This window comes from Acinetobacter radioresistens DSM 6976 = NBRC 102413 = CIP 103788, from assembly GCF_006757745.1.
In the GTDB taxonomy this organism is placed as follows: Bacteria; Pseudomonadota; Gammaproteobacteria; order Pseudomonadales; family Moraxellaceae; genus Acinetobacter; species Acinetobacter radioresistens.
Window position 1 is genome coordinate 2465145 of the sequence record NZ_AP019740.1, and the last position, 20709, is coordinate 2485853.

Below are 20709 nucleotides of genomic sequence, written 5' to 3' on the forward strand. Positions count from 1 at the left end.
GGATCTAGACATATGTGGTTTACGCGGATCAGTGTGAAGTACCCGGTCTTTACTATCATGATGATGTTATGTTTGATGGTGCTGGGACTTGCCTCATGGCAACGAATGGGTGTAGAAGAATATCCCGACGTAGATTTTCCCTTTGTAGTGGTGTATACCAGTTACCCAGGCGCATCCCCGGAAACGGTTGAGTCTGAAATTACAAAAAAAATGGAAGATCAGATTAACACCATTTCAGGCCTGAAAAAGCTTACCTCGACCTCAAGCGAAGGGCTTTCAACCATTGTGGCAGAATTTGACTTGGATATTTCATCCTCTGTAGCCGCACAAGACGTTCGCGATAAAATTGCATCAGTAACAGCACAGTTCAGGGATGAAATTGAAGATCCGGTAGTAGAGCGGTATGATCCGACCTCAAGTGCCATCATGTCGCTGGTATTCGAATCTAATAACATGTCATTAAAAGACCTGAGCTCTTATCTGGATCAGCGGATTTTACCGCAGTTAAGGACTGTAGAAGGAGTCGGTAATGTTAATCTGCTCGGCGATGCACAGCGACAAATCCGTATTGCAGTCGATCCAAAAAAGCTCCGAAGCTTTGGAGTCGGTATTGACCAGGTAATTAATACTTTAAAAAATGAAAATGTACAGATTCCAGGTGGAGCGTTGCAGCAACCTGACTCGGAACTGGTGGTTGAAATTCAGGCCAAGGTTCTCAATCCGTATCAGTTCGGCGAGCTTATTATAGCCAATAAACAAGGTACTCCAGTTTACCTAAAACAGGTTGCCACGATTACCGACTCTCAGGCTGAAATGGAAACCGCGGCCTATTTAAATGGCAAGTCAGCAGTTGCCATTGATATTTTACGTAGTGCGGACGCCAATATTGTAGATGTGGTCAAAAATGCCTATCAAGTCATTGACCGGATCGAGCAACAGTTACCGGCAGGTACTACGCTAAAAGTAGTAGTTGATAACTCAGAATCAATTCAATCCACCATTAAGGACGTTGCCCGCACCATTGTAGAGGGGGCGGTACTGGCAATTATTATTGTACTGTTGTTTTTAGGCTCTTTCCGCTCTACTGTCATTACCGGTTTAACTCTGCCGATTTCCTTGCTCGGAACACTAACCTTTATCTGGGCATTTGGTTTTACTATCAATATGATGACTCTACTGGCACTCTCTTTAAGTATCGGCTTACTAATTGATGATGCGATTGTAGTTCGGGAAAATATTGTCCGGCACAGTGATATGGGTAAAGATCATGTGACCGCAGCACTTGATGGTACCAAAGAAATTGGACTGGCAGTGCTGGCAACTACCCTTACCATTGTGGCTGTATTTTTGCCTGTCGCTTTCATGGGTGGCATTATTGGCCGTTTCTTCTATCAGTTTGGCGTTACTGTTAGTACCGCTGTTCTGATCTCCATGTTTGTCAGCTTTACTCTTGACCCGATGCTCTCTGCACACTGGGCTGAACGCAAAGACAGGCCTAAAAAACAGAATGCTTTAACTCGTTTTTTTGCATGGACTTCTAAAAAGCTGGATGACCTGACAGCAGTTTATGAAAAGTTGCTCAGGTTAGCCTTACGCTTTCGCCTGTTAACAGTATTGATTGCTGTACTTTCTTTATTTGGGGCGTTTGCCTTGTCAAAACTGATTGGTACTGAATTTGTACCTACACCTGACAAAGGTTCTATCCGGGTAAAGTTTGAAACTCCGGTTGATGCCTCTTTGCAATATACCCAGGCAAAACTGCAACAGGTCGAAAATATTATTCGGCAGCACCCGGAAGTACAGACCACATATGGCGTAATTAACGGTATGACTGACCGCGGAAAAAACCACGGCAGCATCCGGGTGACTGTTACGCCAAGACACGAACGTGAACAAACCTTAAATGATCTGAACAATGACCTGCGTAACCGGTTACAACGGGTCGGTGGTATTACTATTACTTCAGTGGCATCGGCAGATGAGGTCGTTTCTGGTGGACGTAAACCTATCCAGATTTCAATCAAAGGACCCGATCTGGATGAACTCCAGAGAATATCCGACCGTTTTATGGCAGAAATGAAAAAAATTAATGGTGTAGTTGATCTTGAAACTTCTCTTAAAGAGCCAAAACCCACACTCTCTGTCAGTATTAATCGTATCTTGGCGAGTGATTTAGGACTATCAGTGAACCAGATTGCAAATGTCGTACGTCCACTAATTGCAGGTGATAACGTCACAACTTGGGAAGATGAACGTGGTGAGAACTATGACGTTAATTTACGCTTGAGTGAAAATGCGCGCACTCTGCCAAGTGATATCCAGAATATGTATATTACTTCAGAAAAACTGGATAATAACAACCAGAATATTCTGGTTCCGCTAGCAACGGTCGCAAGCTTCAAGGAAACTTCAGGTGCGTCCCAGATTAACCGCCGTGAACTGTCCCGTGAAGTGCTGATTGAAGCGAATACTTCAGGCCGCCCTGCTGGCGATATTGGCCGGGATATTGATGCCATGCAAGCCCAGTTCAAACTGCCGCCCGGCTATAGTTTCGACACAGAAGGCGCTAATGCAGATATGGCTGAATCTTTAGGATATGCAATCACTGCAATTACCTTATCCATTGTATTTATCTATATTGTTTTAGGTTCACAGTTTAATAGCTTTATTCATCCGGCTGCTATTATGGCTTCTCTCCCCCTTTCACTGATTGGGGTATTCTTGGCCCTTTATCTATTTAACTCGACCATGAACCTGTTCTCGATTATCGGTATCATCATGTTAATGGGTCTGGTGACCAAAAATGCCATTTTGCTGATTGATTTTATTAAAAAAGGAATTGAAAGTGGAATGGACCGCTACGATGCCATTATTGCTGCGGGTACAACACGCTTGAGACCCATTCTGATGACAACTAGCGCTATGGTCATGGGGATGGTACCGCTGGCACTGGGCTTAGGTGAAAGTGGTGAACAGAGTTCCCCCATGGCCCATGCTGTAATTGGTGGCGTAATTACCTCTACATTGTTGACACTGGTTGTGGTTCCAGTCATTTTTACTTATCTGGATGATCTAAAGAACCTGATGATACGTCAATTCCGTAAATTAATGTCATAATCAGGCCATGAAAAAAATGAGATGAAATATTCATCTCATTTTTTGTCGTATAATCTTATTTTTACAATGCTCACTTTTAGGACTGTTTCCATGCGCGCAAGCCGCTTTCTATTTGCAACGTTAAGAGAAACCCCAAATGATGCAGAAGTTATTTCGCATCAGCTCATGTTAAGAGCGGGGATGATTCGTAAATTGGCTTCAGGGCTGTATACCTGGTTGCCGATGGGCGTACGTGTGCTGAATAAAGTAGAGGCGATTGTACGTGAAGAAATGAACCGGGCCGGTGCTCTGGAAACCTTTATGCCCGTGACCCAGCCTGCCAGTCTCTGGGAAGAATCTGGCCGATATGTACAATATGGTCCAGAATTACTGCGTTTCAATGACCGTCATACTAACCCGTTCGTACTCGGTCCGACTCATGAAGAAGTAATCACTGACCTGGCGCGTAATGAGCTTAAAAGCTACAAGCAGTTGCCAATCAATTTTTACCAGATCCAGACCAAGTTTCGTGACGAAGTTCGACCGCGCTTTGGTGTTATGCGCTCACGTGAATTTATCATGAAAGATGCCTATTCTTTTCATGTTGACCAGGCATCCCTACAAGAAACCTATGATGTGATGTATGAAACTTACTGCCGTATCTTCAGTCGATTAGGACTCGATTTCCGTCCGGTACAAGCAGATACAGGTTCTATTGGTGGCTCAGGTTCACATGAGTTTCATGTACTGGCTTCAAGTGGTGAAGATGATATCGCTTTCTCGACAGAGTCGGACTATGCAGCCAATATTGAAATGGCAGAGGCTATTTTAGTGGGAGAACGTGCAGCGCCTACTCAAGCACTCGAAATTGTAGACACGCCAAATCAAAAAACCATTGCAGATGTTTCAACTTTCTTGAACACTGATCCTGCCCATTCTGTTAAGGCACTCCTCGTGCAGGGTATCGCCGATGAAAAAGGTCACTCACCTGTAATTGCATTATTTTTGCGTGGTGACCATGAGCTTAATGAAATTAAAGCAGAGAAGCATCCACTGATTGCTGCACCGCTCACTTTCGCGACTGAAGAACAAATTGCCGCACTGGGCTTGACTGCTGGCTTCATTGGTCCCCAAGGGCTGGTCGAGAAAGGGCTTACCGTAATTGTTGACCGTGCTGCTTCAGTACTTTCAGATTTTGTTGCTGGAGCGAATGAAGCTGACAAACATGCAACTGGAGTGAACTGGGAACGTGATGCATCATTTACTGAAGTTTATGATTTGCGTAATGTGGTCGAGGGCGATCCATCTCCAGATGGCAAAGGTACTTTACAAATTAAGCGTGGTATTGAAGTCGGACATATTTTCCAGCTTGGTAAAAAATATTCTGAAGCGCTAGGCTGTAAAGTTTTGGGAGAAGATGGCAAGCCACTTACCGTTACTATGGGTTGTTATGGTATTGGGGTAACTCGTGTAATTGCTTCAGCAATTGAACAAAACTATGATGAAAAAGGTATCATTTGGCCTGCTGCCATTGCTCCTTTTGAAGTAGCGATTGTACCAATGAATGCCCATAAGTCGCCACGCACTCTGGAGGCCGCTGAAGCACTGTACATCGAACTACAAGCTCAAGGTTTTGATGTACTGCTAGATGACCGTAATGAGCGCCCAGGCGTTAAGTTCTCTGACCTGGAGCTCACTGGTATTCCACATCGAATTGTGATTGGTGAAAAAGGCTTGGATGCGGGTACTTTTGAATATAAAGGCCGTACTGATATAGAATCAGTTAACATTAACAAAGATGAATTACTGGCAAAACTTGCTAAATAGGTTTCCATAAAAAATCCCGCTCAATGCGGGATTTTTTTATTAGCAGAATTTAAGGCCACCGTAACAGTTGGAAATAGGCAGCTGACCTAAGTCCATAGGATCAATATTAACTGTTGCTCCTAATAAACCTCCAACCGCACTTGAAATAGGAAGTTTAACATTTGATCCGTCCATATTTAAATTTGCAAACTGCGTATCAGGAATAGACATCCACCAGCCTTTTTGAGCTGCATTTGCTTTCCAAGAGTTATCAGTTACATTTTGCCAAAAAATATCCTTATTCTGTAAAGATAGAGAAGCATTACTTGTTGCCCCCCCATTGCTATCTGCAATTACTAAGCGATGGACGGTACTAAATGGAATATCTTTCATATTGGTATCTAAATGAAGATTCTTTAATAATGGATAGCCTGCAATATTTAAAGTACTATTCGCGTCCATACCTAATAGATCAAATGTAGAGGAACGATTTACCACTAGAGTAGTAGCATAATCTGTAACTTTCGCATCTGCCGTCGATATTGGTAGTCCCAATAGGGTGACTTGGATGCCTTTAATATTAGCATTTGTAACTCTCACTCCAATATCACCACTTAAACTATTAATCCCCTTATCATCATTAAGTTTACTTAAATCTGAATTTCCACCTATACTCATCATACCTAAAGCTGAAAGTGCACCCAGACGGAAACCAGCCACTTGACGTGTGGCTGCTGAATTAGGATTATCAATAGCAAATTCAATGAAAGGATTATTTAAGACAAAATCTGAGTTTACATATGAACCATCTACAGGATTTATTCCAGTCAGAGCAATATTATCAATATCAATATCACAGCCTGCTCCCTTACTTCCCCCGCATCCTAACTGTAATTTCTTAATATTGGCATTCAGAGATAATTCAGCAGCCAGTCCTAAACGATAAAATCCCATATTGCTTTGCTGCATAGAGCCAGAGTTTATGCCTTGATTATATGTTAAATTTAATAAAGCCTGCCCTTCAACTTGTGAGAGGGCATTGTCATCTAACTCTGTCATCGCATATAGGGTTGAACTGCTTAATATAGAGACAAACAAAATACCTAAACCAGTCTTTTTCATTATCTTTCCTTATCTGTTCTTTTTATAATCTAGCGTGGTGTAATACCTAAAGTACTACGCATGGTGCCACCCGTAATTGCAAGGTCTGCAATCTTTTGCATGCTACCTGAAGGGGACATCGCCATCTCTGCTTTAAAAATCTTACCCGTATTCAATGTATTAACTTGTCCAGGACTCATTAATGTAGAAGCCCGGTTAAACTGTATTTGACTGTCTACCTTCACGGTATCCTGCTTTACATAGACTCTAGATTCAAGACCGACACTACCCTGCATTTTATTGATATTTATGCTTGAAGTTTTAGACGTACCGTCTGGCCTTATGTCTTCATTAATCAGACTTACATAACTTCCTAACACTGAAGGATCTTGCTTTTGTGAAGTATTTAACTCGCTAAAATCGAAATTTGCCTTTAGAGTTAAAAAATTGCTATCCAGATTCCCTTCAGTCGGGTTAACACCCGGAATAATAAACAACTCACCATTACCATCCAGTTTAAATGCCAACGAGGTTAAAACATCATTTTTGCGAGCAAAGTTATCAATGGGTACTACCTTTTTATCACAGCTTGTTACCCCAGCCGGACAGTTATATAAAGAGCCAGGTAACTGGCCAATTGCGATTTCTGCTTTAGCAGCGAGTAACAAGTGGTCAGCCTTAATATAGATTCCCTCATCTTCAAATCCGATGACACCATCAGATTTTAAATACGCATCTATATTTCTAAAACCTGCATAATAATTTACTTCTTCACCATGCGAACCTCTTGCACCATCAACAATAATAAGCGAGGTAGTACTAGGCGTATTAGTTTTCTGGTCAATACCATAACCTTCTGTAGACAAAGCCAAGTTATAGCCTAATCCGGCTTTGCTGCTTCCGTGGTAACTATAATTCTTAGAAAATAGGGCAAGATTGGTATTTAAGTTAAAAATAGGAATACCAATACCCCATTCCGCACTTTGATTGGTTAATGCTGCCATAGAATTATCAGAAATGAATCTTGCTTTACGGGCAATCGCCTGAAAGTCCATACCACGCATAGCCAGTAAGGCAATATTTTGTGTAGTACCGGATGGCACTATGTTATAGACCAGTTCAGCTGCTGTTTCACCCAATACCTTTCTCATATTTTCATTAATGATAAAACTTAATGTAGGTGTCTGGGCAGCATTAATATAGATATCACCCAAGTCTATATAAGCATTTTGGGTGTTGTAAGCAGTTATACTATTTGCATTGCGAATGGCCAAGGGAGACAAGTTAGAAAATTCGATCGCATAACTGCCTTTACCCGTATGACCTAGCTCAAGAGTTGTAGCCTGATGATTAGCCGTAAGTAATGGATTTCCCTGACGGGTAAACTCTGCTGCCAGTCCTAAGTGTAAGCCACCTTTGGTATCGTACCCTTGTGCCTTACGTGTTGTTTCTTTCAAATCTGTAGCATTAACTGTATTAAAATTTGCCAGTCCTGTCTGGTCAGCATTTAGAAAAATCTTGCCATTGGTTAAAGCACCTGATGCTCCCATACGGATCAGGTTTTTCTGGTTAGCGGGGTCAGAACCGTAACGTAAATCCAGGTTTACTCCAGGATTAGTAGCATCACTCCGGCTTGAATGAACATCAGTTAGATCAGAAACCCGGCCCAGTTCAATTATATGATCTGTGGCTCCATTTTTACTTTTTGTGGCCAGTACAATTCCTTCTGTCGGGTCGATATACATATATCCATCCGCTGAAATATTAAAATTTAAATCTTTCAAGGTCAGATTATGGCCATTCAAGCCATAACCAATACTGGCATTTTGTAGTCTGAAATCCAGATGAGCTTTCTCGTCACGGTTAAACAAGCCCGCTGTTGTTTCCAGATTAAAAATAAGTGGCGAGATAGTCGCGAGGCTCAAGGAACCCAGGTTTTGTTGAGCCACGGTGTTCGTGCAACTAGTATCACAGATCAGCATCAGTTTTTCGATAGTCGCCTGAAAAGGTGAAATACTGCCCTGTATCTTTATTCCTACGCCCCGCTCAGTTTTTCCAACATCAATATCTAAAGTACTTTTGATATTCTGCTGATGGGTTCCCTCTACTCTGACATTATGTAAACCTAGTTTCATTTTTCCAGTGTTGGAATAATCTACCCAGTTCGCTTGATCAACAACCACTTTAGATACTTCATGAGTAATAGAAATACCATCCTGACCGGTGACTGTACTTAATGACGTATCAGAAAGTTGCTGCAATGCATAAGAATGCTGTGCCATAAATATACAGACACTGAGCCACTTTAATTTTGTTATTTTTCTCATTTCAACATCCTTATTGATGAGCTCTCTTTTCTTTTAACAGCGACTTGTCGTTGTGCCCGCACAGTTATAACTGAAAATCTTCAGATTACCTGACATATGCAGGTTCCCATGCATGTTCACTCCCATAAAGCCTTGTTCCCCTCCTTGATCAAATCTCGGAACCAGCTTGCCGCCATCGTAAGTTGTATACTTTTTATCATTTAAATACCCTTCACTTCCGCTTTCTACCGCAAGACTTTTAAAGCCCAAATTACGGACTTTTAACGGATGGTCATCATAAAAAGTAAGTTGCAGTGCAGTTTGCGGTTCACCCTCCCGGTTTAGAATTGTAGAACCATCTAAAGAGAATTTATCTATTTGAAGAGTACCCTGTAACTGTTTAAATACCAGCCATTTTTGACTGCCATTTTCGGTATGGTTGTTGGGTGAAAAAGCGAATCGACATAAAATATCTGAAACACATTGATAAGAATAAAAAGCCTGAGTTACAGTTCCCTGTGGATCATATTCAGAAATATTTTTAAGACTCATATTATTGGCATACTGATGGTTTAACGACAGTGTCCAGCTTAAATCAGCTCCCCCCTGACCTGTGATATTCAACAATGCCTCATTATCGAGATTTATAAGTTCTGCTTGCGCTGTAGATGAAAGGACTAAAGCACATAATAAATTAAATTTATTTAACATATACTTCTCCTATAGCCCGGTCGTCTTGAATTTAAGATGCTGTATCATGACCCCGTCAATCACCGCAGAGCCTAAATTAGTCATCGTATTAGATGGTCCTCTGAATACCACACCTGTAGCATTACTATCAGTATTTGCTTTAAGTAAATTTGTAGTTGGATCACGTGTTACGCTACCAATCGAGATACTGCTATGAGTAGCATTTGTGCCCTGATATTTAATAGTTGAGGTACCAGCTTTGACATCAGATAAATTCGAACCGCAATAAGCCACATTACAGGTTGAGCCCTTAAAAGAAGCTGCGGTTAAAGCACCCTCAAGCTTGGTATCTTTATCTGTATCATTATAAAAAGTATAAATCTGGCTATAGATTTCCGGCACATTCGGAATGCGGGTGACCTCAAGAATAATATTGTTTCCTTCAGAACCTAGAACAAAAGGCTGATACATATTACCCAAGACCAGATTAAGGTTTGGACTGTACAGATATAAACCTTCCTGATCATTAAAAATTGGCGCGAAAGATTTATCCAAAGCTGGTGTAGCTGCCGTACCCTCCTGAATAGCTGCTGTACTCAAACGTATAGCTTTAGCATTGCGGCTGGTTGCTGAGTCACTTATCTTGAGAGTGGATGGGTTATCATTGGTATTCAACCGGATAATATTAGCCATACCAAGTGACTGGTTATGCTGGGTATTGTCTGAAGCTTGAGTCTGAAATAAACGGACTTGAGATCCATTTAGGCTCAGGCCATTTGCTACGAATTGCATCCGCAGTCTTTGATTTCTATCAAGATCCTGATCATTTCCATCAGAAGTTGGCTTGGGAATCGGTGCTCCCGTAATGGGATTTAATGTATTAGAGGAATCCCAAGAGCGTGAAAAAGCATCCAGCCAGAAACCCAGCTTGATATTATTATCTGATTCATCGGCATCAACTTTAACCAGGGGAGCTTCTAGAGCCAGATAGCTGATATCACCAGAAGGATTTTTTGCAGCGAACTGTTTAATATTGGTCGCTGTTCCGGCACGGAATAACCATGGATTTGCAGCATCTCCCCAGTTAAACCCCTGATTACTGAACCTCTGGTTCAAGTCTGAATTGGATTTTGATAAGGCCAGACCGTAGATAAAAATGTCTGCTTTATTATGCATTGCTGCGGCTTGGGCGGCGGTCAGTTTAAGTTGTTCATAGTTCTCACCCGTCGGAATAATTCGGATGAAACCTGTATCATACTTAGCTGCATCGGTAATATTTGAACGGTTATAACTTGAAGCTGCCGACTGATCATTGGGTCCCTGAAAGACCATTTTAAAATTCTCGGGAAGAAGTGCTATTCCCTCTCCTGTTGTTTCAGCTAAACGGTCATCAGACAAGGATTCAAGTGCATAACCAGTTTGGGTCAAGCATAAGCCGGCCATAGCGGCCAAACAGGACATACGAAATCCTGTAGTCTTCCAATGATGAATCATCTCGGTCTTCCTTTTTATCTGATGCTCCGCATCATTTATTTTTATTCCTCGATATCTTGGTATTTCTAGCTTTATTCAATTATTGCTATAGCAGTACTTATACCTAGATCTTTTAAAGTTAATTATGCTGAATATAAATGTAATTGCAAAAAAAATAGCCTTGAAAGACATGGTTTCCGATGAATGAATTGTAAAAAAATAGGCGGATTCAAATGATCCGCCTATTTATAAATGAAACCTGAATTATGCTTTTGGCAAAGTCACACCTCGTTGTCCCTGATATTTCCCGCCACGATCCTTATAAGAAGTTTCACACACTTCATCACTTTCAAAAAACAGCATCTGAGCAACACCCTCACCTGCATAAATACGCGCTGGCAAATTGGTAGTATTTGAAAATTCTAACGTAACATGGCCTTCCCACTCTGGCTCCAGCGGCGTGACATTAACAATAATACCGCAGCGTGCATAGGTGGATTTACCCAGACAAATTGTTAGTACATTGCGTGGAATACGGAAATACTCTACCGTACGGGCCAAAGCAAATGAGTTAGGTGGAATAATACAGACATCTGATTCAATATCGATGAAACTTTTATCATCGAAATTTTTTGGATCAACAATTGCAGAATGGACATTTGTAAAAACTTTAAACTCACGTGCACAGCGAACATCATAGCCATAGCTGGACACACCATAAGAAATCAGTTTTTGACCATTTTCATCGAGGCGGACCTGGTTTTCTGCATACGGTTCAATCATGCCGTGTTTTTCGCTCATTTCGCGAATCCAACGATCAGACTTAATAGCCATGTTGTTTCTATCCAAAAATACTGAAAATCAATTATTGCGCTGTACTTTAACTTAAATCTGTCACAATGAAAACAAGATCAGCTACAAGCCTTGAGACGTATGCATGTTGAATATTATTACAGACTCAGTAAAGCCGAGTAGCTTAGTGGAATAGAAAAGCTGACCAAAATCAAGGAAGCCGTTCGCTGTAGATTACGCTGATTTAACCACCGGACTTTTGGAGTATTCAAACTTGAGCCAATAAAAGTCCAGAATAATGCAATCGGCACAATAAGAGCCAGAAAAACTCCCATATGCACAGCATAGATAGACCAGTTGACCCATGCAGCAACCGGAAAAATAGCTGAAGCAAACAATAAAGCTTTAGGATTGAGTAGAGTCGCTACAAATAGCTCACGAGGACGAATCGCGGGCTGGTTCAGATCAAGCTGTACATTTGCAGTTTTCCATAGTTTAACTGCCAGAAAAATAATATAAAACGCACTTAAAAGCTTTAATAAAGTTGGTAGGATCGGCAGGGTAGCTGATACTGTATCAATCAAGGTGCCCCAGACAGTAATGGCAATAATATAACCTAAAACTTCTGCTGGAATTAAACGTGCAGAACGTCGCACCCCAAGCCGGATTCCAGAAGAGGCTAATAGAGTATTTGTCGGTCCTGGTGTAAGCAGCACGCTTGCCACTAGGCCAATAAAAAGCCATGAAATCATAGAGTCACCTCACTATTGAGTGAGCGAAGATTAAAGGAGTTTATAAACTCTCGCAAAATATAATTTTAGGAGCCTTTATAAAATAGAATTTACCACCGAGTGTTATTTATATAAATATATTAAATACAATAATTTGTAAGAAAAAATACAAATAGAACGCTTGAGTCACTTCTTCTGTTCGAAAGACTATAAATAAAAAAGGATCAGAGCTGATCCTTTTTTATTTATAGCTAGGTAGTTGAAATATTAAGCAGCTGCTTCTGTAGTAACTCCTGCATTTTGTACCTCAGCTGCCTGAACAGGCACGGTTTTTTTCGCAGCAGGAAATGAAGGAGTATAAACCACTGTAGCAGAACTGATCACAGGAGCAGCCGCGACCAGCATACCTAAAGAGAGAGGTAAAACTTTCAGGAGAGTTTTCATAAGGTTAGCTCTAAAAATAACAGTTAAAAAACAGCTGAGAGCTTAGCGGGGAGCCGGTAAAGAAAAAATGATAAAAACGGCGAAAATTTTCAAATTGACTTGGCAGTCATTCTAGAGTAAATACTTAATTAATTTTAGTTATTTTAAAATATCAAACAAAAAAACCTTCTTGAACTTCACCCTGCCGTATCAAGAAGGCTTTGCTTTCAGAATATCGAAATTAGAAGATGCGCTTCTCATCTCGACTATGCTGAGGCAGTTTTTCAGCAATTTTTCTGGCAATTTCAATATAACTTTCAGCTGCCTCATCCTCTGCAATTACGGAAGGTTTACCGGCATCGGTATTTTCACGGATCTGAACATTGAGTGGAAGACGGCCAAGCAGCGGAATCTGGTACTGATCTGCCAACTGGTCACCTCCGCCTGTGCCAAAAATCTGCTCCTCATAACCACAATTTGAGCAGATATGTGTAGACATATTTTCGATTACACCTAACACCGGAATTTTTACCTTATTGAACAGTTCGATTCCCTTAGTGGCATCCATTAATGCTACATTCTGAGGTGTAGTTACAATTACAGCACCTGTTACTGGAATACGCTGAGCCAATGTAAGCTGTATATCCCCTGTTCCAGGTGGCATATCAATTACCAGCACATCCAGTTCAGGCCATAAAGTCTGGTTAAATAGCTGCATCAGCGCGCCTGTAGCTTTGGGACCACGCCACGCTACAGGTGTATTGTGATCTCCGGTTAAATGGCCGATTGAAAGTACGGCCATGCCATATGCTTCAAGAGGAACAAAATTTTCTGCTTCAATAAGAGGCGTATGTCCAGCATTGCCAAGCATAGTCGGAATACTCGGCCCATAAATATCGGCGTCCAGTACGCCAACTTTTAAGCCCAGTTTCTGTAATGCTAACGCCAGATTAACAGTTGTTGTAGACTTGCCTACCCCACCTTTTCCAGAAGAGACCAGAATAATATTCTGAATACGTGAATGTTTTGGTACATCGCGTTGCTGGGGCGCAGCTTTTTCAATAGGTGGATTATTCGGGTCATTGTCAGGCGCAGTATTAGGACTGACTTGAGCTGAAGCATCCACTACCGGCGGTAAAGAACTTTTCTCACTCTGGCTATCTTGAGCAGGGGTCGCAGCTGCGAGATTATTTTTTTGTTGAATTACATGCAGGTTCAGTTCTTGCAATCCGCATTTTTCTAACTGGTCAGCCAATTCATCATGTAATTGCTGTAGATAAGGCTTTTCTTCAGGATATGTTTTAATGGTCAGTTGCAGGGTTGCCTCATGCAATTGCAACTGGGTAATACGGTCCTGCAAACGGTTATTAGAATGCGGCAGCACATAATTTTGCAGTACCTGCTGGATTTCTTCTTCTTTCACGCCTTTAGCTGGTGAAAATACTGATTTTAATGAAGAAAACCATGACATAACTTTGACTCCAAACCGGACCATTTCTGCTGAATAGGGTTAGTTTACCTGTAAGTGTCGTGAAGGTTAATAGCTGTTCTGTGCCAGACAGACAAAAGCCTCTAATTTTCAAGTAATTTAGTCAGCTTTATAGCTGTTGGTTTCTAATTTCTTTTCTAAATCTAGTTCTATTCAATTCTTTTTAATTATCTCTGCCTTTATTTATCAAATAAAAATTTGGTCTTATTTTCTTTGAAAACTCATTTTTCTTTCTTTACTTAACTACAGCGTGAGACTTACTGTTAAATAAAGCCTCGCTTTGTTTTCCTTCGCTCATCAGGTAAAATTGACCGTCTTAAATAATGAATACGAATGAGAGAGTCAATCTGTGCGTAATATCTTAGTCACTAACGCCCTTCCCTACGCTAATGGCCCCATCCATATGGGACACTTACTTGGTTATATCCAGGCGGATATCTGGGTTCGTGCTATGCGTGCAATGGGCCATGACGTGACTTATGTCTGCGCAGATGATGCTCACGGTACAGCAATTATGTTACGTGCCGAGGCAAATGGCATTACACCGGAAGAACAGATTGCCAATGTGCAAAAAGAACACATTCGTGACTTTAATGGCTTTGGGGTTCACTTTGATCATTATGACTCTACCAATAGCGACACGAATAAAGCACGCTCTCAAGAAATCTATATTAAAAACCGTGAAGCTGGAAATATTGCGGTTCGCCCGGTTACTCAGCTATTTGACCCTGAAAAAGGCATGTTCCTCTCAGACCGTTTCATTAAAGGTACCTGCCCAAAATGTAAAACGGAAGACCAATACGGTGACTCGTGTGAAGCATGTGGAACGACCTATAATGCAACTGAGCTGATTAATCCAAAATCAACTTTAAGCGGCGCGACACCAGTAGAGAAATCTTCAGATCACTACTTTTTTAAATTACCTAACTTTTCAGAATATCTGCAGACATGGACTCGTGATTCAGGACGTTTACCGGTTTCAATTGCCAACAAGTTAGATGAATGGTTTGATGCAGGGCTTTCAGACTGGGATATTTCCCGTGATGCGCCTTATTTTGGTTTCGAAATTCCAGATGCACCGAATAAATACTTCTACGTTTGGGTAGATGCACCGATTGGCTATATGTCGAGTTTTGAAAACTATATCCAGACCAAACGCCCAGATTTAAATTTTGATGATTTCTGGAAAAAAGATTCTGAAAATGAGGTGTATCACTTCATTGGAAAAGATATCGTTTATTTCCATGCCCTGTTTTGGCCTGCCATGCTTGAAGGTGCTAATTATCGTACCCCTACAGGTTTATTTGTAAACGGCTTTCTGACTGTTAATGGACAGAAAATGTCAAAATCTCGTGGGACCTTTATTAAAGCAGAAACGTATCTGGAACATTTAAATCCTGAATACCTGCGGTATTATTTTGCTTCAAAGCTTTCAGACAAAGTAGAAGATTCCGACCTTAACTTGGACGACTTTATTCAGAAGGTAAATTCTGACCTAGTTGGAAAAGTGGTTAATATTGCCAGCCGCTGTGCCAAGTTTATTAATACTAAATTTGATCATAAACTATCTGCTGAATGTGCTGAACCTGAGCTGGTACAGAGTTTTATTGAAGCTGGCGATTCGATTGCGAAGGCTTATGAAGCCCGTGAATTCTCGACTGCTATTCGTGAAATCATGGCCTTGGCTGACCGTGCAAATCAGTATATTGATGAGAAAAAACCTTGGGCGCTTGCGAAAATTGAAGGTGAAGAGCTTCAAGTTCATAATGTATGTTCTGTCGGTATTAACCTGTTCCGCCAACTGGCAATTTACTTGGCGCCCGTACTTCCAGTATTAGCTCAACAGGTTCAAGACTTTTTGAAGCTTGACAGTTTTAACTTTGAATCCCGTAAGCAGATACTGGTAAATCATGAAATTGGACTATTCCAGCCGCTGATGCAACGCGTTGATCCAAAAGCAGTTACAGCAATAGTTGATGCATCTAAAGAGTCATTAGGAGCACCTGTGGCAGAGCCTGCTAAAGTAGAGAAGAAAAAAGAAAAAGCCAAAGAGAAAAAAGCTGAAGCTCAAGTCGGTGAAGCAGACATTATTGGTATTGAAGACTTTATAAAAGTTGACCTGCGTGTAGCAGAAGTTTTAGAAGCTGCGCATGTAGAAGGGTCTGATAAGCTTCTTCAACTTACCTTAAATGTTGGCGAAACTGAACCGCGAAATGTATTTAGTGGAATTCGTGAGTTTTACCAACCTGAAGATCTTAAAGGTAAATTAGTTGTTATGGTGGCAAACCTGGCCCCACGTAAAATGCGTTTTGGTATTTCTAACGGGATGGTTCTGGCGGCAGGTAATGGCGAAGGTGTGTGGGTAATTTCACCTGAGAATGGTGCTAAACCGGGTGATAAAGTGTCTTAACACTCAACACTTAAACTGCATAAGGTCTTTATAGCAACTATAGAGGCCTTTTTATTTAAAAGTATAATTAATTTATTGAAATTTATTCTAAATTATTAAAAAATACCTGCGCTTTTTTATTTATTACAATTATTCGGGGAATATATGAAAAATCTATTAGTAATTGCACTAGCTGCATCAACTATTGCAATTACAGGTTGTACGATGCGTATTGCAGATATGACGGTTGCTTCAACCAAAAACTATAACTTAAACTCTAATCAGTTTATTAAAGGTGAACGCGTTACAGGTGAAGATAAAGTACCTGTTATATTGTTTCCACTAGGCATACCAAACTTTAAAACTGCTATTGATCGTGCCATTGAAAAAAATCCATGCTCTGTAGCGCTTTCTGATGTAGTTATTACTCAATTAAATCAGGCTTTTCTTGTTGGTCAAATTGGTTACCGTGTAGAAGGCTCTCAAGTGATTGACCTTTCTCAACCAAACTGTAGAAAATAAGATAAAAGCCCCTCAAGTGAGGGGCTTTTTAAACAAGCCTTATTATTTCATAAAAAAAAGAAATTATTACTTCATCCCAAAAATTAATTTAAGACCTAATAATGTCATTACACCACCAGCAATCCGGTCAAAAATAGCTTTAAACTTCAAATAAACCTGACGTGGCTTCTCGGCAGATAGTGCAACAGCTACCAGAGAATACCAGCCAGCATCAATAAAGAAACACAGCAGAGGTAAGACCACATAAAAATAGGGAGGTATTTCTTTAGGTAAGAGTGCAGTAAAAATACTGGCTAAAATAATAGAAATTTTAGGATTACTTAACTGTGTAATCAGGCCTAAACGATAAGCTTGGGCATAGCTCATCGGTTGAACTGATCCATAGGTACTACCCATTGGTTCTTTAGCATGCTTAATAATTTTATAAGCCAGCCAAAGTAAATATAAACCGCCACAGACTTTCAAAATAAAATAGGCCGAAGGCACAGCCAGCAATATGGCTTGTAACCCCATGACGGCAAGAAAACCAAACAATGCTGCGCCAGTCCCTGTGCCCAGTGCAGTAAACAGGCCATGCTTACGTGAAATCGCAATTGAATTTTTTGCCACATAAATAAATGTTGGGCCCGGACTTATTGCGCCCAGCATCAGAGCTAGTGCAATTGAACCTATAATAAATAACGATTCCACAAGCGTGTCCTCAAATCATTAGAGAGAAATCTTTAATCGTGGTCTTTATAGCGAAGTGCATAGATTTAGTCTATCAATTTATTAGAAAACATACAGCAGCCAAGATACAAACTGAAATTGTATAGTATTAAATAAAGACTCAGAATATTTTTATATTAAGAAAATAGCAGAGTATAACTTTATCTCATGAAACTTGCTGAAGCGTTGATACTGCGAAGTGACTTACAGACCAAGCTTGCATCTTTGCAGCAACGTATTAATAACAATGTACTGATACAAGAAGGCGACCAGCCCAGTGAAGACCCCGAGCAATTGCTAAAAGAAGCATTTGCAGTCAACACCGAGCTGCATGATTTGATTAAACGGATTCACATGACTAATGCCCAGGCCCAAACCGTTCAGGGTAAAGCTTTACTGGATGTTTTAAATGAACGGGATTTCCTGATTAGTCAGCATCGTATTCTTCAACAGGCAATTGACAGTACACGGCGTGAATCTGCAAGATACAGTTCCAGTGAAATTCGCTGGATAAAAGTAGTCTCTGTCAGCGATCTACAAAAACAGGCCGACCAGATCAGTCAGAAATTGCGTCAGAACAATCTGGAAATTCAAGCATCAAACTGGCAAGTAGATCTCATTTGATTATTTTATTGATCTGTTTTTAAAAACAGGACAATATTCAAAGTTCGGGCATATTGGGCGAGTACAAGACCTTTTTATCCGGTTTGTAAGGTTTTAAATAAGACAAACCCTTGCATAGAGGTAAGACGTCTACTTCAATACTTCATTAGTCTGACGTAGCACTTTTCATCTTTTATCTCTTACTCTTTAGTTGGCACTACCGCGTACTGACAATATGCCCACCTTCCTTTCTTTTTCAGCTAACTCTCTTGTAAGGATATAATTTGTCTTATGGCCTAGCTGTTTGTGTATCTGTCAAACGGTAATGCTGCTCATATACAGGCGTACCTGCAATACTGAGCGGTGTCTGAGTTACCGGTTTATTCAACTGATCTTGACCGCATCCGCTCAGCAGCATTAATACAAATAGATAAAAAATTGGGGACTGCTTTTCCATACTGGCACTCCTTTTTTGTTGTTGTTATTGTTTCATACTGAAAATAATACAACAGTCATCGCTCAGCAAACAGCCTGAATAAGTAAACTTTTATATAAAACTTATATTTACTTTAGCCTTCCTTAAACTTGCAGAAAACCATAAGGAGCATGCTCAAAACTGCCCCTTTGAAAAGTATAAATGCAGTTTTCTTTTTATACTATGGTGTCTTATATTTAACTAAAGCTTTAAAGTTTCAACAAAAAACTTACTTACATATCAGTATATAGCTTTCAATATATGCCTAGTCGAACTCTCCATCATTTTTAATACTTAAAAATTCAATTAGCGAGAAAGCTATGACTTGTAATAAGCTCACTCTTTGTTTGAAGCTTTATTTATAGAGTTGGCGGTCGCCTTAATATAGGGAAATATGAGTGGAACTTAAGGTTTATAACCTTGGGTTCTAAAACTGGGAAGCTGTATGGATAAAACACCACGTTTTATAGAAACTCCACCGGACTGGACACCGGATGAACGCCCGACCTTACCTGGTTCTCCAGCAGCAATCGCCCACTCACGCCCAAAGCGTTTTCTTTATCTGTTTATTGGATTATTTGTAGCCATTGCGGCCAGCTTGAGTAATGGCTTTATCACTGCCAATTTACCTATCATTCAGGGAGAATATGGTTTAACCCTATCAGAAGCGGCATGGCTACCAGCAGCCTATGTTATGGCTAATGTCAGCTCAAACCTGATTTTATTTAAAGCCCGACAACAATATGGTTTACGTCTGTTTTCAGAAGTCGGGCTGATTGCTTTTATTGCAGTTCTGATTCTGCATATTTTAGTACATACCTATGAAATGGCTCTCTTTGCCCGTTTTATTGCCGGTCTGGCTGCCGCGCCGCTCAGTTCTCTAGGTATGTATTATGTTATGCAAGCTTTCAAGAAAGAAGATATGGCCAAAGGTATTTATATTGCTTTTGGTTTTCAGCAGCTTGGCTTGCCTCTAGCCTGGATTATTTCACCTTACCTGGTCGATACTCATAGCTGGATGGTACTTTACACTTTTGAACTAGGGTTAGCCATCTGCTGTCTGGCAATGGTAGTTTCATTAAAATTACCACGCAGTCTAAGAATTTATGTTTTTGAAAAACAGGACTTTTTTACTTTTTTATTACTTGCTCCAGGTTTTGCCTCCCTGTGTATAGTACTTACTCAGGGACCAATCTTGTGGTGGTTTAATAGTGAATGGCTGGCATATGTGCTTATTGCTGGTCTTACCCTGTTAGTCGCCGGATTACTTTATGAACACTACCGGGTCAACCCGCTTATTATGACGCGCTGGTTGAGTACAGGGGCAATTTTACATTTTATTCTGGGCGCTTTTGCCATTCGTCTGCTCATGTCGGAACAAAGTTATGCCGCTGTCAGTTTTTTAAAAACGATAGGTATGGGGCCAGACCAGTTTGTGCCACTGTATATCGTTATTGGAGCGGGTATTCTGTCTGGTACACTTTTTAGTGCTCTAACCTTTTCTAGAGAGCGAATTATTATACATCTGGTACTGGCTGAGTTTTTGATCCTGGTGGCATGTGGTCTAGATTATCATCTGACCAGTGATGTACGGCCTTCCAATTTCTTTACCAGTCAGTTTCTGGTTGGATTTGCAGGTGGTGTTTTTATTGGCCCCCTGCTACTGGCCGGTTTTGCCAAAACACTAGCACAAGGGCCATCGCATGTCGTTACCTTCATTGTGCTGTTCTCTGCAACTCAGACTTTTGGCGGACTGGTCGGTTCTTCATTTTTCAATACCTACCAACAGCATCGTACCCAAAACTACAAAGCTGAAATTACTTTAGAAATGGACAGAACCGATCCACTGATTAGCCAGCGTTTACATCAATACCAAGTAGCCACAGCTGCCCAGTCACCTGATACGGTACTCGCACAAACTCAAGCATTACGAAACTTGAATCAAGTTGTAACCCGCGAAGCACAAGTCCGGGCCTATAATGATGTTATTGCCCTGAACGGGCTGTTTGCTGTAGTACTGCTAATCTGGGGTCTGTTTATTATTGTCCGGATGAAGATTGTTGCAAGACGCATGCAGACATAGACACAATCTGCAAGTTAAATGA

The 20709-nt window shown here is 40.7% G+C and carries 16 protein-coding genes; 6 read left to right on the forward strand and 10 right to left on the reverse strand.

What is annotated here, in order from left to right; all coding sequences use genetic code 11:
- Positions 1–12 precede the first annotated feature (12 nt).
- Both ACRAD_RS11585 and ACRAD_RS11590 read left to right on the forward strand, forming a co-directional pair.
- Entirely contained in the window at positions 13–3117 is a 3105-nt protein-coding gene (locus ACRAD_RS11585) for an efflux RND transporter permease subunit (protein ID WP_005027629.1), read from the forward strand.
- 90 nt (positions 3118–3207) lie between these two features.
- Entirely contained in the window at positions 3208–4923 is a 1716-nt protein-coding gene (locus ACRAD_RS11590; protein ID WP_005018749.1) for a proline--tRNA ligase, read from the forward strand.
- Between the two features lie 39 nt (positions 4924–4962).
- Here the strand turns inward: ACRAD_RS11590 and ACRAD_RS11595 are convergent, their stop codons facing one another.
- The 8 genes from ACRAD_RS11595 to apbC form a co-directional block, all read right to left on the reverse strand.
- Complete coding sequence (locus ACRAD_RS11595) at positions 4963–6024, reverse strand: hypothetical protein (RefSeq protein ID WP_005018748.1); 1062 nt, start codon at positions 6022–6024, stop codon at positions 4963–4965.
- 29 nt (positions 6025–6053) lie between these two features.
- Positions 6054–8330 (reverse strand): DUF6160 family protein, encoded by a 2277-nt coding sequence (locus tag ACRAD_RS11600; RefSeq protein WP_005027631.1) that lies wholly within the window; start codon positions 8328–8330, stop codon positions 6054–6056.
- Between the two features lie 33 nt (positions 8331–8363).
- Positions 8364–9020, reverse strand: coding sequence for a hypothetical protein (locus ACRAD_RS11605; protein WP_005027633.1), 657 nt, complete (start codon positions 9018–9020; stop codon positions 8364–8366).
- 9 nt (positions 9021–9029) lie between these two features.
- Positions 9030–10493, reverse strand: a complete 1464-nt coding sequence (locus ACRAD_RS11610; protein ID WP_005027635.1) for a hypothetical protein — start codon at positions 10491–10493, stop codon at positions 9030–9032.
- Between the two features lie 243 nt (positions 10494–10736).
- Positions 10737–11306 (reverse strand): dCTP deaminase, encoded by a 570-nt coding sequence (dcd, locus tag ACRAD_RS11615; RefSeq protein WP_005018739.1) that lies wholly within the window; start codon positions 11304–11306, stop codon positions 10737–10739.
- A 116-nt stretch (positions 11307–11422) separates the two neighbouring features.
- Positions 11423–12016 (reverse strand): LysE family translocator, encoded by a 594-nt coding sequence (locus ACRAD_RS11620; protein WP_005018736.1) that lies wholly within the window; start codon positions 12014–12016, stop codon positions 11423–11425.
- Positions 12017–12262: 246 nt separating this feature from the next.
- A complete protein-coding gene (locus ACRAD_RS16510; RefSeq protein ID WP_005027638.1) occupies positions 12263–12439 on the reverse strand; it encodes a hypothetical protein in 177 nt (58 codons plus the stop codon).
- 220 nt (positions 12440–12659) lie between these two features.
- Positions 12660–13889: an iron-sulfur cluster carrier protein ApbC gene (gene apbC / locus ACRAD_RS11625; protein ID WP_005027640.1), complete on the reverse strand. Its 1230-nt coding sequence runs from the start codon at positions 13887–13889 to the stop codon at positions 12660–12662.
- A 367-nt stretch (positions 13890–14256) separates the two neighbouring features.
- On the opposite strand from apbC, the gene metG reads away from it, so the two are divergent.
- Both metG and ACRAD_RS11635 read left to right on the forward strand, forming a co-directional pair.
- Entirely contained in the window at positions 14257–16317 is a 2061-nt protein-coding gene (gene metG, locus ACRAD_RS11630) for a methionine--tRNA ligase (RefSeq protein WP_005027642.1), read from the forward strand.
- Positions 16318–16461: 144 nt separating this feature from the next.
- Positions 16462–16818: a hypothetical protein gene (locus tag ACRAD_RS11635; protein WP_005027645.1), complete on the forward strand. Its 357-nt coding sequence runs from the start codon at positions 16462–16464 to the stop codon at positions 16816–16818.
- Positions 16819–16884: 66 nt separating this feature from the next.
- On the opposite strand, the gene ACRAD_RS11640 is transcribed toward ACRAD_RS11635, so the two are convergent.
- On the reverse strand, positions 16885–17508 hold the full coding sequence (locus tag ACRAD_RS11640) for a LysE family translocator (protein WP_005027647.1): 624 nt from the start codon (positions 17506–17508) through the stop codon (positions 16885–16887).
- 186 nt (positions 17509–17694) lie between these two features.
- Here ACRAD_RS11640 and ACRAD_RS11645 point away from each other — a divergent pair, with 186 nt between their 5' ends.
- Entirely contained in the window at positions 17695–18150 is a 456-nt protein-coding gene (locus tag ACRAD_RS11645; RefSeq protein WP_005027650.1) for a DIP1984 family protein, read from the forward strand.
- A 268-nt stretch (positions 18151–18418) separates the two neighbouring features.
- On the opposite strand, the gene ACRAD_RS16515 is transcribed toward ACRAD_RS11645, so the two are convergent.
- Positions 18419–18586, reverse strand: coding sequence for an NF038215 family lipoprotein (locus ACRAD_RS16515; protein WP_005018716.1), 168 nt, complete (start codon positions 18584–18586; stop codon positions 18419–18421).
- A gap of 463 nt (positions 18587–19049) precedes the next feature.
- Here ACRAD_RS16515 and ACRAD_RS11650 point away from each other — a divergent pair, with 463 nt between their 5' ends.
- Positions 19050–20687, forward strand: coding sequence for an MFS transporter (locus ACRAD_RS11650; RefSeq protein ID WP_005027653.1), 1638 nt, complete (start codon positions 19050–19052; stop codon positions 20685–20687).
- The last annotated feature ends 22 nt before the right edge of the window (positions 20688–20709 follow it).